Genomic DNA, 14,058 nt, shown 5'->3' on the forward strand with positions numbered 1-14,058 from the left:
GGGGCCGTAGCCGCCAGCAGGTCCCATCGTCCGCGCGCTCGCGGCAGACCGGTGTCGCACCCATGCCCCACACGCAGTAATCGGGGGTGCTCGCCGGCCCCGGGGGGCCGTAGCCGCCAGCAGATCTCATCGCCCGCGCGCTCGCGACAGACCGGTGTCGCACCTATGGCCCCCACCCAGCGTTCGAGGGTGCGCACCGGCCCCGGGGGGCCGGAGCCGCTACTCCGCCTGGAAACCCAGCCTCGGGCCGGCGCCCTCGTCCGCCACCTTGTCCGACAGGTTGTAGATCGCACACCGGCTGATCGAGAGGCATCCGCAGCCGATGCAGCCGTCGAGCTCCTCCTGCAGGTTCCGCAGGCGCGCGATCCGCTCCTCGATCCGCTGGCTCCACTCCGTCGACAGCCGCTGCCAGTCGGCCCGGTCCGGGATGCGCCCCTCCGGGAGCCGGTCCAGCGACGCCTTGATCTCGTCCAGCGACAACCCGATCGACCGCGCCGCCCGGATGAACGCCACCCGTCGCAGCTCCGCCCGGCGGTACCGCCGCTGATTGCCGCCCGTGCGCACCGAGCGGATGAGCTCGAGCGACTCGTAGTAGCGCAGCGCCGAAGCGCTGACGCCCGCCCGCGCGGCGAAGTCGCCGATCGACAGCAACGTCGCCGGATCATGCGAAGCCATGTGTCCCTGCCCACTCCAGTCTTTACTTCAAGTCGACTTGAAGTTACATGATGCTCTCCATGGACACCACCTTCGAACAGGTCCGGGAGCTGGCGCTGCGCTCCGTGACCGACGTGCGCTACCCGATCGTCAAGACCTACACCCTCGACGCCCTCTGGGTCCTCTACGACCGGGTCCTCCGCATCGACCCCGACCGCCCCGACGACCCCGACCGAGACCGCTTCCTCCTCTCGAAGGGCCACGGCCCCAGCGCCTTCTACGCGGTCCTCGCGGCCAAGGGCTTCTTCCCGACCGCCTGGCTCGACGGCATCGCCAGCCTCGAGTCCCGCCTCGGCTCCCACCCCGACGCGACCCTCGTCCCCGGCGTCGAGATGTCCGCCGGTTCCCTGGGCCACGGCCTCCCGCTCGCCGTCGGCACCGCCCACGGCCTGCGCGCCACCGGCCGCACCGGCGCCCGCGTCTTCGTCCTCGTCGGCGACGCGGAACTCGACGAAGGCTCCAACCACGAGGCGATCGCCTACGCCGGCGCCGTCGGCCTCGCCAACCTCAACGTCATCGTCGCCGACAATGACTCGGCCTCCCACGGCTGGCCCGGTGGCATCGCGTCCCGCTTCGAAGTGAACGGCTGGAGCGCCGCCACCGTCGACGCCACCGACCACGAGGCCCTGTACCGCTCCTTCACCACCGCCCACCCCGACCGGCCGCACGTCACGGTCGCCGCCCACCGCCCCTGAACGGAGAAGACCGATGGTGTACCAAGCCGACCCGCTCGAAGACGACCTGCAGTCCCTGACCATGCGCGACGCCTGGGCCGCGCACCTCTCCGACCTCGTCGACGCCGACCCGCGCCTCGCCGTGGTCCTCGCCGACATCTCCAGCGACATGTTCACCGACGCGATGAAGGCGCACCCCGACCGCGTCATCAACGTCGGCATTCGCGAGCAGTTGCTCATCGGCGCCGCCGGGGGACTGGCGCTGGCCGGGATGCGCCCGGTGGCCCACACCTACGCGCCGTTCCTCATCGAGCGGGCGTTCGAGCAGGTGAAGCTCGACTTCGAGCACCAGGGGACGAGCGGCGTCCTGGTGAGCGTGGGCGCGTCGTACGACTGGGCCGAGGGCAGCTTCACCCATTTCAGCCCGCGCGACGTGGCGCTGTTCGACACCCTCCCGGGCTGGCGGGTGTTCGTCCCCGGTCACGCCGCGGAGGTGCCGCCCCTCCTCGACCGCGCAGTGGAGGCGGAGGACGGCGTCTACATCCGCCTTTCCCTGCGGCACAACGAGCACCCGTACGCGGTGCCGGACGGCGAGCTGCTGGTCCTGCGAGAGGGCCGGCGCGCCACCGTGGTCGTGGTCGGCCCGCTGCTCGACAACGTGCTGGAGGCGACGGCCGACCTCGACGTGACCGTGGCGTACACGAACACGCCGCGCCCGCTCGACACCGCGGGCCTGCGCGCACTGGCCGCCGAGACCGGCGACGCGATCGTCATGGTCGAGCCTTATCTCGAAGGGACCTCGGCGTGGCTGGTCTCGCGGGCGTACGAGGACCGGCCGCACCGGCTGCTGTCGCTCGGCGTGGGCCGCGAGGAGCTGCGCCGCTACGGGACCGCCGCCGAGCACGAGCGCCTGCACGGCCTCGACGCGGAGGGCATCCGCGCCCGTGTGCGCGCGTTCCTGGCCTGAACGACCGGAGCCTCCGAGCGGGCACCGCTCGGAGGCTCCGGTTCGTTTCGCCCCTACGCCATGCTCTCGGCGCGGGCCGGTTCGTCGCTCTCCTTCTTGTCGCCGACGTTGTTGAGCCACAGCGAGTCCAGCGCCAGCGCGCCGCCGCCGGAGAACCCGATGGCGATCGAGAGCGCGGCCAGCAGGAGCACGTACTCGTAGCCGCCCTCTTGCGAGAAGAAGGCGCCGTTGAGCGGGTGCACGAAGTACATCGCGCCGAGCATGACCCCGGCGAGGGCGAGCCCCGCGAGCGGTAGGAGCGCTCCCAATACAAGCATCGCGCCGCCGATGATCTCGGCGCCGACGGTGAAGTACGCCGCCAGCGCGGGTGCCGGGATGCCCAAGCTGTCGAAACCTTGCACCGTGGCGTCCATGCCGTTGGTGCTGAACTTCTGCCATCCGTGCGCGATGAAGACGACGCCGAGCACGACGCGTCCGATGAGGAGCCCGATCGGTTGGAGTCGGGTGATCATATTTGCCCTCCCATGTGGGGTGTGGTGTCACGGCGGGCCTGCGAGAGGCACTGGGGCGCGGCCGTTCCGGCCGCCGCAGTGGGGGAACCCGCAGCAACTGATTGATTTTTCAATCAAAGACAGAGTGTAGCAACATATAGTGATGTGCGTAAATATGTAAGGTCGAGGAATCGGGTGCGGGAATTGCGTCGCTCCGAGGCAGTGACAAATACCGGAAAGGCGGGCACAATGCCCCGCCCGCTCAGTGGCGGCGCACGGCCTCTTCCACGAGCTTGAGGATGCGCGTGATGTCGAGGTCGTCGCGGCCCGTCGCCAGGTAGCGCACCAGGCCGTCGTACATCAGCTGCAGGAACCCCGCCAGGACCTCGATGTCGACGTCCGTGCGCAGCACCCCGATCTCGCGCTGGTGCTCCAGCCGCTCCCGGCTCGCCTCCGCGATCGCCTCGCGCCGCCGGCCCCAGGCCTCGGCGAACTCCGGGTCGGTGCGCAGGCGCCGCGCCACCTCCAGCTGCGTTCCGAGCCAGCCCGCGGTCTCGGGCTTGTCCGCGCCCGTCGTGAGGTCCTGCATGACGCCCACCAGGCCCCGCTCGGCCACGGTCGCCGCCATCTCCGCCGCGTCGACGGACGCCACGGCGAGGAACAGCGCGTCCTTGTCGCGGAAGTGGTGGAAGATCGCCCCGCGGGAGAGCCCCGTGGCCTCCTCGAGCCGCCGCACCGTCGCGCCCTCGTATCCGAACTTGGCGAAGCACGAGCGGGCGCCGTCCAGGATCTGCTGGCGGCGGGAGTCGAGGTGTTCTTGGCTGACGCGAGGCACCCGGCAATCTTGCCACCTGCGCTTGGCCCCGGCCCAAAGAGTCGCCTACGGTTGTCCCAGTGGAACGGCGGGAACGACGCACCGGACGGTGCGGGAAGCGGGGGAGCGGCGCATGAAACTGAGCGACTTCTGGGACAGGATGGACGAGACCTTCGGCGCCTCGTACGCCCGGTCGGTGGCCTCCGACCTCTCCCTCGGCCAGCTCGGCGGCCGCACCATCGACCAGGCGCTCGCCGAGGGCGAGAACGCCAAGGCCGTTTGGATGGCCGTCTGCCGCGCCTGGCCCGAGCGGATCCCCTCGCGCCTGGTGCGCTGACCCCTCCGCCAGGACCTGAGGAACGCCCGTCTCTGCGAGATGTGCCCTGTTCGAACAAGCCGTTGTCCTAGGTTGTCGGTGGGGGCGACTACCGTATTCACCATGGCTAAGCAGACAGGAACCAGGGGAGGCGGGATGAACTCCGCTCAGGACAAGTCCAAGGCGCTCGATCTCGCCTTGGCACAGATTGACAAGCAGTTCGGCAAGGGCTCAGTGATGCGGCTGGGCGAGAAGCCGAAGCAGAACGTCAAGACCATCTCGACCGGCTCGATCGCGCTCGACGTGGCGCTCGGCGTCGGCGGCCTGCCGCAGGGCCGCATCATCGAGATCTACGGGCCGGAGTCCAGCGGTAAGACCACCATCGCCCTGCACGCCATGGCGAACGTGCAGGCCGAGGGCGGGGTCGCGGCGATGATCGACGCCGAGCACGCGCTCGACCCGATCTACGCCGAGAAGCTCGGCGTCAACGTCGACGACCTCCTCGTCAGCCAGCCGGACACCGGCGAGCAGGCCCTGGAGATCGCCGACATGCTGGTCCGCTCCGGCGCCGTCGACCTCATCGTCATCGACTCGGTGGCCGCGCTCGTGCCGCGCGCCGAGATCGAGGGCGAGATGGGCGACTCGCACGTGGGCCTGCAGGCCCGGCTCATGAGCCAGGCCCTGCGCAAGATCACCGGTGGCCTGAACACCACCGGCACCACGATGATCTTCATCAACCAGCTGCGCGAGAAGATCGGCGTCATGTTCGGCTCGCCCGAGACCACCGCCGGCGGCAAGGCGCTCAAGTTCTACGCCTCGGTGCGCCTCGACATCCGCCGGATCGAGACGCTGAAGGACGGCGGCGAGGCCGTCGGCAACCGCACCCGCGTCAAGGTCGTCAAGAACAAGGTCGGCTCGCCCTTCCGCCAGGCCGAGTTCGACATCCTCTACGGGCACGGCGTGTCCAAGGAGGGCTCGCTCATCGACATGGGCGTCGAGCACGGCATCGTGAAGAAGTCGGGCGCCTGGTACACCTACGAGGGCGACCAGCTCGGCCAGGGCAAGGAGAAGGCCCGGACCAACCTCAAGGAGAACCCGGACCTGGCCCTGGAGATCGAGAAGAAGATCAAGGAGAAGCTGGGCGTGGACGCCGCCGCGGCCGACGCCCCGATCGAGGACGAGATTGAAGAACCCCCGGTCGACTTCTAAGCCGAACGATCCCGAGGCGGCCCGGCAGTACTGTCTCCAACTGCTGTCGGGCCGGCCCCGCACGCGTTCTGAGCTCGGGGACTCGATGCGCCGCAAAGGCTTCGAGGAGGAGGTCGTCACCGAGATCCTGCAGCGGTACGCCGAGGTCGGCCTCATCGACGACGCGGTGTTCGCCCGCGCCTGGGTCGAGTCGCGCCACCGCAGCCGGGGCCTGTCGAAGCGGAGCCTCGCGGGGGAGCTGCGCCGCAAGGGCGTCGACCCCGACTTCGTGGACGCGGCGGTCGAGCAGGTCAGCGACGACGACGAGCGTGCGGCCGCCCTCGAGTTGGCCCGGCGCCGCTACCGGTCCCTCGCGGGCCAGAGCGACGACGCGGTCCTCCGCAAGCTCGTCGGCATGCTCGCGCGCAAAGGCTACGGCTCCGGCATCGCCATCCCGGTCGTCAAGCAGGTCCTCGCCGAGGCCGAAAGCGACGCCGCCGAGCTCCTCGACGAGGACGCCCACTTCGAATAGCGGCGCATTATCGACTCTTGCCCACAAATCGGGCATTCGCGGCGCCCCCGATTCCATTGTGGCGCAGGGGTACGACATGTCGGTGGCGCCGGGCATCATCGAAAGCGGGGGCGACTGCGAAGCCGAGCAGGTCTCGCGTTCGCGATCGCTCGCGGGTCTCACGAGGCGGGTTTCGGCTCGTGAGGCGCGGGCCGTCCCGGCCGTGACCTGTGGGGTCCGACGTGCGTGGGGCGTTCCATCATCCGGAATACGGCAGGTCGGTAAGGAGCCGTTAACGCGTTCGACATACGATGGGCCGCGACGACGCAGCGCCGCGCCCGGTCCTCCGTCTCTCCTTACCTTTGCGAGGTATCCATGACCGAACCGAAACCCGTCGTGGTCATTGCCGACCCACTCGCGCCCGCCGCGGTCGAAGTCCTCTCCGGCGACTTCGACGTCCGGGAGATCGACGGTACGAACGTGGAGTCCCTCCACGCCGCGCTGGTCGAGGCCGATGCCGTGATCGTCCGCTCCGCCACCACCATCAACGCCGCGGCGCTCGAGCACGCGCCGAAGCTCAAGGTCATCGCCCGCGCGGGCGTCGGGCTCGACAACGTCGACCTGCCCGCCGCCACCGAACGCGGCGTCATGGTCGTCAACGCGCCGACCTCCAACATCGTCTCCGCCGCCGAGCAGGCCATCACGCTGCTGCTCGCCAGCGCGCGCCACATCGCCCGCGCCGACGCCTCGCTGCGCGCCGGGCGCTGGGACCGCAAGAAGTTCACCGGCGTCGAGATCCAGGGCAAGACCCTCGGCGTCATCGGCTTCGGCAAGATCGGGCAGCTCGTCACCACCCGCATGCAGGCCTTCGACATGGACGTGGTCGCCTACGACCCGTACGCCCAGCCCGCGATCGCCGCGAAGCTCGGCGTCAAGCTCGTCGACCTCGACACCCTGCTGGCCGCCTCGGACTTCATCACGATCCACCTGCCGAAGACCCCCGAGACCGTGGGGATCCTCGGCGAGGACGCGTTCAACAAGGTCAAGCCGGGCGTGCGGATCGTCAACGCCGCCCGTGGCGGGCTCATCGACGAAGAGGCGCTGGCCGCCGCGCTGCAGGACGGCCGCGTCGCCGCCGCCGGCCTCGACGTGTTCGTCAAGGAGCCGTGCACCGACTCGCCGCTGTTCGCGCTCGACAACGTGGTCGCGGCCCCGCACCTGGGCGCCTCGACCCGCGAGGCGCAGGACAACGCCGGCCTCGCGGTCGCCAAGAGCGTGCGCCTCGCCCTCTCCGGCGAGTTCGTGCCGGATGCCGCGAACGTGCAGGCCGGGGGAGTCGTCCACGAGGACGTGCGTCCGCTGCTGCCGCTCGCCGAGCGCCTGGGCCGCACCTTCAACGCGCTGACCGGCGCCCCGGTCCAGTCGCTCACGGTCGAGGTCCGCGGCGACGTCGTCGACCACGACGTGACCGTGCTCCAGCTCGCGGCCACCAAGGGCCTGTTCGTGGACGTGGCCGACTCGGTCACCTACGTGAACGCGCCGCTCGTGGCCGACCAGCGCGGCGTCGAGGTCGGCCTGTTCGCGACCAAGGAGTCCCCGGAGTACCAGACGCTGCTGACGCTGCGCGGCGCGCTCGTCGACGGCCGCAGCCTCACGGTCTCGGGCACGATCAGCCCCGGCCCGCACGGCGGCCTGCGCCTGACCGAGATCGACGGGTTCGAGCTCGACATCGACCTGGACGGCTCGCTGCTGTTCCTGCGCTACACCGACCGTCCCGGCGTCGTCGGCCTCATCGGCGGCGCGCTCGGCGACCTGGGCATCAACATCGCCGCGATGCAGGTGGCCCGCAAGGCCGCCGGCGGCGAGGCGGTCATGGCGATGGCGCTCGACGCGCCGGTGCCCGCCGAGGTGCTGGGCCGCATCAAGGAAGCGGTCGGCGCGAGCGGCGTCAAGTCGGTGACCCTGCAGGACTAGGGCTCCGTCCGGGGGCGCCGGTCACGGTGTTCCCCGGACCGGTTCCACCTGCTGAGAGTCGTTCGTCGGAATGCGGGATGGGTGCGTTAAGGTGAACGCATTCGCCCGCATTCCGCGTTTCAGCCCGGCACAGCCCCGGGAGGGTACGGGCCGGTCGCAGACCGGAAGCGGCGCACCAGTTCGCGTCAGCGACTGAGGACGAAACCAGAGAGGCAGCATGAGCAGGATCGCGGTCATCCCGGGCGACGGGATCGGGCAAGAGGTCATCGCCGAGGCGCAGAAGGTGCTCGCCGTGGCCCTTCCCGGCTACGAGTCGACCGAGTACGACCTGGGCGCCCGCCTGTACAACCGCACCGGTGAGATCCTTCCCGAGAGCGTCCTGTCCGAACTGGACGAGCACGACGCGATCCTCCTGGGCGCCATCGGCGACCCGTCGGTCCCGCCGGGCGTCCTCGAGCGCGGCCTGCTGCTCAAGCTCCGCTTCGAGTTCGACCAGTACGTGAACCTGCGCCCGAGCCGCCTCTACCCGGGCGCGGCCACCCCGCTCGCCGACGTGAAGCCCGGCGACATCGACTTCGTGGTCGTCCGCGAGGGCACCGAGGGCCTGTACACCGGCGCCGGGGGCAACCTCCACACCGGTTCGGCCGCGGAGATCGCCACCGAGGAGTCCCTGAACACCCGCTACGGCACCGAGCGGGTCATCCGCGACGCGTTCGAGCGCGCCAAGCGCCGCCGCGGCCACCTGACCCTGGTCCACAAGACCAACGTGCTCGTGCACGCCGGCGGTCTCTGGAAGCGCACCTTCGACGAGGTCGCCGCCGAGTACCCGGACGTGACCACCGAGTACCAGCACGTCGACGCCGCCGCCATGTTCCTGGTGAACCGGCCGCACACGTTCGACGTGATCGTCACCGACAACCTGTTCGGCGACATCCTCACCGACATCGCGGCGGCGGTGACCGGCGGCATCGGCCTGGCCGCGACCGGCTCGATCAACCCCGACCACACGCACCCGTCGACGTTCGAGCCCGTGCACGGCTCGGCCCCCGACATCGCCGGGCAGGGCATCGCCGACCCGGTCGCCGCGATCTCCTCGACCGCGCTCCTGCTGGAGCACCTGGGCCGCAGCGACGCCGCGGCCGCGGTGAACGCCGCGGTCGAGCGGGAGCTGGCCGGCCGCGACTCCGGCACCAAGATCCGCACCGGCGAGGTAGGCGACCGAGTAGCCGCCGACGTCGCCGGACAGCTCAGCTAACACCCAAGCAGCTTCGACGCCCGGCGGGCCATCGCTCTGACAAGAGCGTGTTCGCCGGGCGTTTTTCCGTGTCAATGCCGACCGGGCCGCGCACCGCCCGTCCACCTGAACGAGCGGTAAGTTAGGCATCAGGACCAGATACAGCCGCACACCCAAGCCATTTTGCATTTGAAGGACAGATCCATGACCAGCGACGGTCTTCCCGACCTGCGGCACGAGCCGCACCCGAACCCGACCCCGGCCGCCGAGCGCGACGCGCTCATCGCCGACCCCGTGTTCGGCACCGTGTTCACCGACCACATGTTCCAGATGACCTGGACTGAGGGGCGCGGCTGGCACAGCGCCACGATCAAGCCGTACGGGCCGCTCACGCTCTCCCCGGCCGCGGCGGTCCTCCACTACGCCCAGGAGATCTTCGAGGGCCTCAAGGCCTACCGCTACCCCGACGGGGGCATCGGCCTGTTCCGCGCCGAGGCCAACGCGCACCGCCTCAACCTCTCGGCCCAGCGCATGGCCATGCCGAAGCTGCCCGAGGAGTGGTTCCTCGCCTCGATCCGCGAGCTCCTCGCCGTCGACGGCGACTGGGTGCCCAGCCAGGAGGAGTCCAGCCTCTACCTGCGCCCGTACATGTTCGCCTCGGAGGCGTTCCTCGGCGTGCGCCCCGCCAAGGAGTTCACGTACCTGGTCATCGCCTCCCCGGCGGCCGCCTACTTCAAGAACGGCCCCAAGCCGCTCAACCTGTGGGTCTCCGAGGAGTTCAACCGGGCCGGACCCGGCGGCACCGGCGCGGCCAAGTGCGGCGGGAACTACGCCGCGAGCCTGCTGCCGCAGGCCGAGGCCATCGAGCACGGCTGCGACCAGGTGGTCTTCCTCGACGCCGTCAAGTACGAGAACGTGGACGAGCTCGGCGGCATGAACCTGTTCTTCGTCTACGAGAACGAGCGCGTCCTGTACACGCCGAAGCTCGGCACGATCCTCCCCGGCATCACCCGCGACGCGATCTTCACGCTCGCGACCGAGCTGGGCTGGGAGGTCCGGGAGACCGACTACTCGCTCGCCCGCTGGCGCGACGACGCCGAGAGCGGCGTCCTCTCCGAGGCCTTCGCGTGCGGCACCGCCGCCGTGATCACCCCGGTCGGCACCGTCAAGGGCCGCAGCGGTGAGTTCAAGGTCAACGGAGGCGAGGCCGGCAAGTTCACCATGCAGCTGCGCCAGACCATCCTCGACCTGCAGCACGGCCGCACCGAGGACACCCACGGCTGGACCACCAAGGTCGTCTAGCAGACGCACCCCGTTCCGCGGCAGGGAGATTCGTCCCCCGGTCGCGGCATTCGGGACCAATCCCGGTCCCCTTCCCGTACCTTGATATCCACGCGTGTCAAGGCTCGGGGAGGGGACTTTGGGCGACGTCACCATCCGGTTGAACCGGTTCGGGGTCGAGCAGGGCCGCATGTGGCAGGCCGTGGTCGCGGCCGCGGCGATCGCGCTGCCGCTGTTGTTCTGGATCGGCATCGAACGCGCTCTGGGCGACTCGGTGCTGGACATCGACGCCGGCGAGACCCTCTACCTCCGGTCCTACCCCGTCACCGGCGCCAGCCTCGAGTTCCAGCTCCCCGGGGACGGCTGGACCTCGCCGGGCATCCACATGGCCGACCAGCGCCAGAACTTCCGCAAGGGCGCCCTCACCGTCGCCGTCGAGGTCGACACCCACGTCGAGAACCTCGAGAAGCTCCTGGCCCGCCGCGCCGACCCGATCATCGCCGAACGCGGCTACGCCTACAACAACGAGCGCCCCTACACCAACGCCGCCTCCGGCCTCTCCGGATTCCGCGCCGACATCGTCGGCCCCGACACCGCCGGATCGATCACGGTCGTCGGCGAGGACGGCGGCGCGGCCGCGATCCTCATCCTCCTCGCGCCCGGCGACGACCCGAACAGCGCCACGTTCGACCCCGACCCGTTCATCGACGCGTTCGAACTGGAGGGGAAGTGAACGCCGTCCGTACCGAACGCGTCGTCGTCGAGAGCCAGGGCGCGTTCGTCCGCATCCGGCGCCCCGCCTACTGGCTGTTCGTCGCGTGCCTCGTCTACGGCCTGCTCGCGCTCGGCCGCGTCCTCGCGCCCGACTACGGCGACATCGCGACCGCCCTGTGGGCCTCGATCGGCGTGAACGCGGTCCTCGCGTACTTCTTCCTCGACATCCTCGCCCGCCTCGACCTGTTCGAGCGCGAACCGCCCACGGTGCGCGCCGCCGCGATGTGCTGGGGCGGCCTCGCCGCGGTCGCGTTCGCCATGTTCGCCAACGACGCCGCGCTGGTCGTCCTCGCCGAGTTCACCGACGTGCAGTGGGCCCGGACGTGGGGGCCGCCCATCGCGGGCCCGCTCAACGAGGAGTGGCTCAAGGCCATGGGCGTGGTCATGCTCGTCCTCATCGTGCGCGAGCACTTCGACCGCTCCATCGACGGCCTCATCTACGGCGCGCTCGTGGGCCTCGGCTTCCAGGTCGTCGAGAACCTCACGTACGCCATCAAGTACGCGGGCCTGAACCCGAACTCGGACCTGACCGGGGCGCTCACGGTGACCTTCACGCGCGTCCTCGTCGCCGGCCCGTGGTCGCACCCGCTGTACACCGGTGCGGCCGGCCTCGGCATCGCGTTCTTCGTGACCCAGACCCGGCGCCGGCTCAGCACCCGCCTGGGGGTCGCGATCGGCCTGTACGCGCTGGCCCTGGGCATGCACGGCCTGTGGAACATGCCCCTGCCCTCGAGCATGCCCCCGGCGCTGGGGATTCCCTTGAGCTATGGCAAGGGCCTGATCATCCTCGGACTGTTCTTCGTGCTCTACCATTTCGCGGCCCGCGCGGAATGGCACTGGTTCGTGACCACGATGTCCGATCAGGATGAAGCGGTGATCACCACCGACGACCTCACGGACATGCGCTCGCTGCGCAGCCGGCGCAAGGCCCGGCAGCACGCGCACAAGCAGTGGGGCAGGGACGCCTCGCACCTGCTCGGCCAGCTGCACCGGGAGCTGGTGAACCTCGCGACGCTCGTCGCCCGCGACCAGCGCCGGGGCGAGTCGGTCGAGGACGGGCCCGACGTGGCGGCCGTCAAGCGCAACATCGCGGCGATCAGGGCCGAGCTGGCCGAGGCCAAGGGAACCTGATGGCGTTAAGGCCCAGGGCCGCAACGGTTTCAGCCGACGGGGCGCTTGTGCGGGATCGGCGCGGTCATGTGGCGCGGGGCCTGCTCGGCGCTCGCCTCAGTCGTCGGCAGCGCCGGCTCCTGCGTCGGGTCGCCGCCCGTGGGGGCGTCGCTCGTGGGCAAGGAGGCGCTCGGCGTCGGCTCCTCGGTCGTGGGCTCCGCCGCGGTGGGCTCCTCGGTGGGCGTCTCGGTCGGCTCCTGCGTGGTGGGCTCTTCCGTCGGCTCCTCGGTGGGCTCCTGCGTCGGGGTCGGCGAGCCCTCTTCGACCGGGTCGGGGCTCTCACCGCCGTCGACCGGCACGAGTCCGGGCGCTTCGCCGAGATGCCTGCCCCCCGCCTCGTGGGCCGGCGTGCTGGAGGACGCCTCGGGCTCGGCGTGCTCCGTTGCGGGCGAAGACGACTGCGAGGCGGTCTCCTCCGCGGACTCCGCGTCCTGCCCGGTCGTGTCCGCGCTCAGGCCGAACCAGCCCTCGGTGATGTCCGAGCCCTCGTCGGCCAGGCCCTGCAGGCCCGGCACGGGCTCGCGGAGCAGCGCCCCGGTCGCGATCATGCCGCCCGCGACCGCCACCACCGCGATCGCGCCGGCCCGCCGGAAGCGCCGCGACCGGCGCAGGTCGTAACCGAGGGAACGGAACGCGCCCCTGGTCTCGCGCCCGATGGCGCCGAAGAGTCCCACTGTGTCCCACCGTCCATGTCCTTGTCCTTCACTCGGATCAACGAGCGAGGGGACGGGTGGTAACCGTTGCGTCACCCGTGCGGGTGTCAATCGGCCCGTTCGGGTGAACCGGCGCCGACCGAAAACCCGAATTCCAGTGTGGACGAATGGCGGAGCGGTGCTCAGAAGTCCCGTTTCACAGCCCTGACCAGCAGTCCCGCGAACACCTGCAGCGCCGCCGGGTCCACGTCGGCCCGCGACTCCTCAAGCGCCGCTTCGGCCTCCGCCGCCAGCGCCGCGATCCGCTCCTCCGTGTCCGCCAGCGCCCCGGTGTCCATCAGGATCGCCCGCAGCCGCTGCACCCCGGCCTCGTCGAGCTCCGGGTTCCCCAGCCCCGCGTCCAGCTCCGACCGCTGCGCCGCGTCGGCCGCCGCCGACGCCCGCGCGATGAGGAACGTGTGCTTGCCCTCCCGCAAGTCGTCCCCGGCGGGCTTGCCGGTCTGCGCCGGGTCGCCGAACACCCCCAGCACGTCGTCGCGCAGCTGGAACGCCTCGCCCAGCGGCAGCCCGATCGCCGAGTAGTGCGCCCGGATCCGCTCCGGAGCGCCCGCCAGCGACGCCCCGATCAGCATCGGCCGCTCGATCGTGTACTTCGCGGACTTGTACCGCGCCACCTTCGCCGCCGTCGCCTCCGAGACGTCCCGCCGCACCTCCGACAGCACGTCCAGGTACTGCCCGGCGCTCACCTCGGTGCGCATCAGGTCGAAGTCGCCGCGCGCCGCCGCGACCGCCGCGAACGGCATCCCCGCCGAGCAGAACAGCTCGTCCGACCACGCCAGGCACAGGTCCCCGAGCAGGATCGCCGCCGCCGCCCCGAACCCGCCGGGCCGACCCGACCAGCCCTCGGCCTCGTGCAGCGCCGCGAACCGGCGGTGGATCGAGGGCATGCCGCGCCGCGTGTCCGAGCCGTCGATGAGGTCGTCGTGCATGAGCGCCGACGCCTGCAGCAGCTCCAGCGACGCCGCGCACGCCACGAGCTCGTCCGAATCGGCGAGCCCCGCGCCCCGCGCGCCCCAGTACGCGAACGCCGGCCGCAGGCGCTTGCCACCCCGCAGCACGAAGTCGCGCACCGCGTCCGCGTACGCCGCGAGGCTGTCGTCGATCCCGCAGATCACGGCGGCCTGCCGGTCCAGGAACACGGTCAGGGCGGCGTCGATGCGGTCGTTGAGCTCCACGGGTCGAACCCTAGGCTCATGCCGTTCCATCCCAACTATTGGGTGGTCGCCAGTGCAGGTCA

Annotated in this window: 15 protein-coding genes; 10 read left to right on the top strand and 5 right to left on the bottom strand. The window is 70.6% G+C overall.

The features are described from left to right. Positions 1 to 219: 219 nt before the first annotated feature. On the bottom strand, positions 220 to 675 hold the full coding sequence (gene soxR / locus AB0K52_RS13865) for a redox-sensitive transcriptional activator SoxR (protein WP_363531041.1): 456 nt from the start codon (positions 673 to 675) through the stop codon (positions 220 to 222). A gap of 59 nt (positions 676 to 734) precedes the next feature. Between soxR and AB0K52_RS13870 the strand changes: the two genes are divergently transcribed. Both AB0K52_RS13870 and AB0K52_RS13875 read left to right on the top strand, forming a co-directional pair. After that, a complete protein-coding gene (locus tag AB0K52_RS13870) occupies positions 735 to 1,409 on the top strand; it encodes a transketolase (RefSeq protein ID WP_363531044.1) in 675 nt (224 codons plus the stop codon). A 13-nt stretch (positions 1,410 to 1,422) separates the two neighbouring features. Continuing rightward, positions 1,423 to 2,355, top strand: a complete 933-nt coding sequence (locus AB0K52_RS13875) for a transketolase C-terminal domain-containing protein (RefSeq protein WP_363531047.1) — start codon at positions 1,423 to 1,425, stop codon at positions 2,353 to 2,355. A 53-nt stretch (positions 2,356 to 2,408) separates the two neighbouring features. Here AB0K52_RS13875 and AB0K52_RS13880 read toward each other — a convergent pair whose 3' ends face one another. Both AB0K52_RS13880 and AB0K52_RS13885 read right to left on the bottom strand, forming a co-directional pair. Next, a complete protein-coding gene (locus AB0K52_RS13880) occupies positions 2,409 to 2,867 on the bottom strand; it encodes a DoxX family protein (protein ID WP_363531050.1) in 459 nt (152 codons plus the stop codon). Between the two features lie 241 nt (positions 2,868 to 3,108). Then, a complete protein-coding gene (locus tag AB0K52_RS13885) occupies positions 3,109 to 3,681 on the bottom strand; it encodes a helix-turn-helix domain-containing protein (protein WP_363531053.1) in 573 nt (190 codons plus the stop codon). 112 nt (positions 3,682 to 3,793) lie between these two features. Here AB0K52_RS13885 and AB0K52_RS13890 point away from each other — a divergent pair, with 112 nt between their 5' ends. The 8 genes from AB0K52_RS13890 (at position 3,794) to AB0K52_RS13925 (ending at position 12,069) form a co-directional block, all read left to right on the top strand. Then, positions 3,794 to 3,997, top strand: a complete 204-nt coding sequence (locus tag AB0K52_RS13890) for a DUF3046 domain-containing protein (RefSeq protein WP_208498346.1) — start codon at positions 3,794 to 3,796, stop codon at positions 3,995 to 3,997. Positions 3,998 to 4,132: 135 nt separating this feature from the next. Further along, positions 4,133 to 5,185, top strand: coding sequence for a recombinase RecA (recA, locus tag AB0K52_RS13895; RefSeq protein ID WP_205325792.1), 1,053 nt, complete (start codon positions 4,133 to 4,135; stop codon positions 5,183 to 5,185). An 85-nt stretch (positions 5,186 to 5,270) separates the two neighbouring features. Continuing rightward, complete coding sequence (locus AB0K52_RS13900; protein ID WP_363531057.1) at positions 5,271 to 5,696, top strand: regulatory protein RecX; 426 nt, start codon at positions 5,271 to 5,273, stop codon at positions 5,694 to 5,696. Between the two features lie 354 nt (positions 5,697 to 6,050). Continuing rightward, complete coding sequence (serA, locus tag AB0K52_RS13905) at positions 6,051 to 7,649, top strand: phosphoglycerate dehydrogenase (RefSeq protein WP_208498350.1); 1,599 nt, start codon at positions 6,051 to 6,053, stop codon at positions 7,647 to 7,649. 217 nt (positions 7,650 to 7,866) lie between these two features. Next, a complete protein-coding gene (locus AB0K52_RS13910) occupies positions 7,867 to 8,904 on the top strand; it encodes a 3-isopropylmalate dehydrogenase (protein ID WP_363531060.1) in 1,038 nt (345 codons plus the stop codon). Positions 8,905 to 9,087: 183 nt separating this feature from the next. Further along, complete coding sequence (locus AB0K52_RS13915; RefSeq protein ID WP_363531063.1) at positions 9,088 to 10,185, top strand: branched-chain amino acid aminotransferase; 1,098 nt, start codon at positions 9,088 to 9,090, stop codon at positions 10,183 to 10,185. 118 nt (positions 10,186 to 10,303) lie between these two features. Beyond that, the gene (locus tag AB0K52_RS13920; RefSeq protein ID WP_363531066.1) at positions 10,304 to 10,897 is read left to right on the top strand and encodes a hypothetical protein; all 594 of its coding nucleotides are present in this window, start codon (positions 10,304 to 10,306) and stop codon (positions 10,895 to 10,897) included. After that, complete coding sequence (locus AB0K52_RS13925; RefSeq protein ID WP_363531069.1) at positions 10,894 to 12,069, top strand: PrsW family intramembrane metalloprotease; 1,176 nt, start codon at positions 10,894 to 10,896, stop codon at positions 12,067 to 12,069. The genes AB0K52_RS13920 and AB0K52_RS13925 overlap by 4 nt, the downstream gene beginning before the upstream one ends. 29 nt (positions 12,070 to 12,098) lie before the next feature. On the opposite strand, the gene AB0K52_RS13930 is transcribed toward AB0K52_RS13925, so the two are convergent. Both AB0K52_RS13930 and AB0K52_RS13935 read right to left on the bottom strand, forming a co-directional pair. Next, positions 12,099 to 12,782: a hypothetical protein gene (locus tag AB0K52_RS13930; RefSeq protein WP_363531071.1), complete on the bottom strand. Its 684-nt coding sequence runs from the start codon at positions 12,780 to 12,782 to the stop codon at positions 12,099 to 12,101. A 161-nt stretch (positions 12,783 to 12,943) separates the two neighbouring features. Continuing rightward, a complete protein-coding gene (locus tag AB0K52_RS13935) occupies positions 12,944 to 14,026 on the bottom strand; it encodes a polyprenyl synthetase family protein (RefSeq protein ID WP_363531074.1) in 1,083 nt (360 codons plus the stop codon). Between the last annotated feature and the right edge of the window lie 32 nt (positions 14,027 to 14,058).

The sequence above is a fragment of the Glycomyces sp. NPDC049804 genome (assembly GCF_040674615.1).
Classification (GTDB): domain Bacteria; phylum Actinomycetota; class Actinomycetes; order Mycobacteriales; family Micromonosporaceae; genus Glycomyces; species Glycomyces niveus.

Bases quoted from the DNA above. Each gene is read 5' to 3' on its own strand.
- soxR (WP_363531041.1), bottom strand. From the start codon at position 675: ATGGCTTCGCATGATCCGGCGACGTTGCTGTCGATCGGCGACTTCGCC.
- AB0K52_RS13870 (WP_363531044.1), top strand. From the start codon at position 735: ATGGACACCACCTTCGAACAGGTCCGGGAGCTGGCGCTGCGCTCCGTG.
- AB0K52_RS13875 (WP_363531047.1), top strand. From the start codon at position 1,423: ATGGTGTACCAAGCCGACCCGCTCGAAGACGACCTGCAGTCCCTGACC.
- AB0K52_RS13880 (WP_363531050.1), bottom strand. From the start codon at position 2,867: ATGATCACCCGACTCCAACCGATCGGGCTCCTCATCGGACGCGTCGTG.
- AB0K52_RS13890 (WP_208498346.1), top strand. From the start codon at position 3,794: ATGAAACTGAGCGACTTCTGGGACAGGATGGACGAGACCTTCGGCGCC.
- recA (WP_205325792.1), top strand. From the start codon at position 4,133: ATGAACTCCGCTCAGGACAAGTCCAAGGCGCTCGATCTCGCCTTGGCA.
- AB0K52_RS13900 (WP_363531057.1), top strand. From the start codon at position 5,271: ATGCGCCGCAAAGGCTTCGAGGAGGAGGTCGTCACCGAGATCCTGCAG.
- serA (WP_208498350.1), top strand. From the start codon at position 6,051: ATGACCGAACCGAAACCCGTCGTGGTCATTGCCGACCCACTCGCGCCC.
- AB0K52_RS13910 (WP_363531060.1), top strand. From the start codon at position 7,867: ATGAGCAGGATCGCGGTCATCCCGGGCGACGGGATCGGGCAAGAGGTC.
- AB0K52_RS13915 (WP_363531063.1), top strand. From the start codon at position 9,088: ATGACCAGCGACGGTCTTCCCGACCTGCGGCACGAGCCGCACCCGAAC.
- AB0K52_RS13935 (WP_363531074.1), bottom strand. From the start codon at position 14,026: ATGGAACGGCATGAGCCTAGGGTTCGACCCGTGGAGCTCAACGACCGC.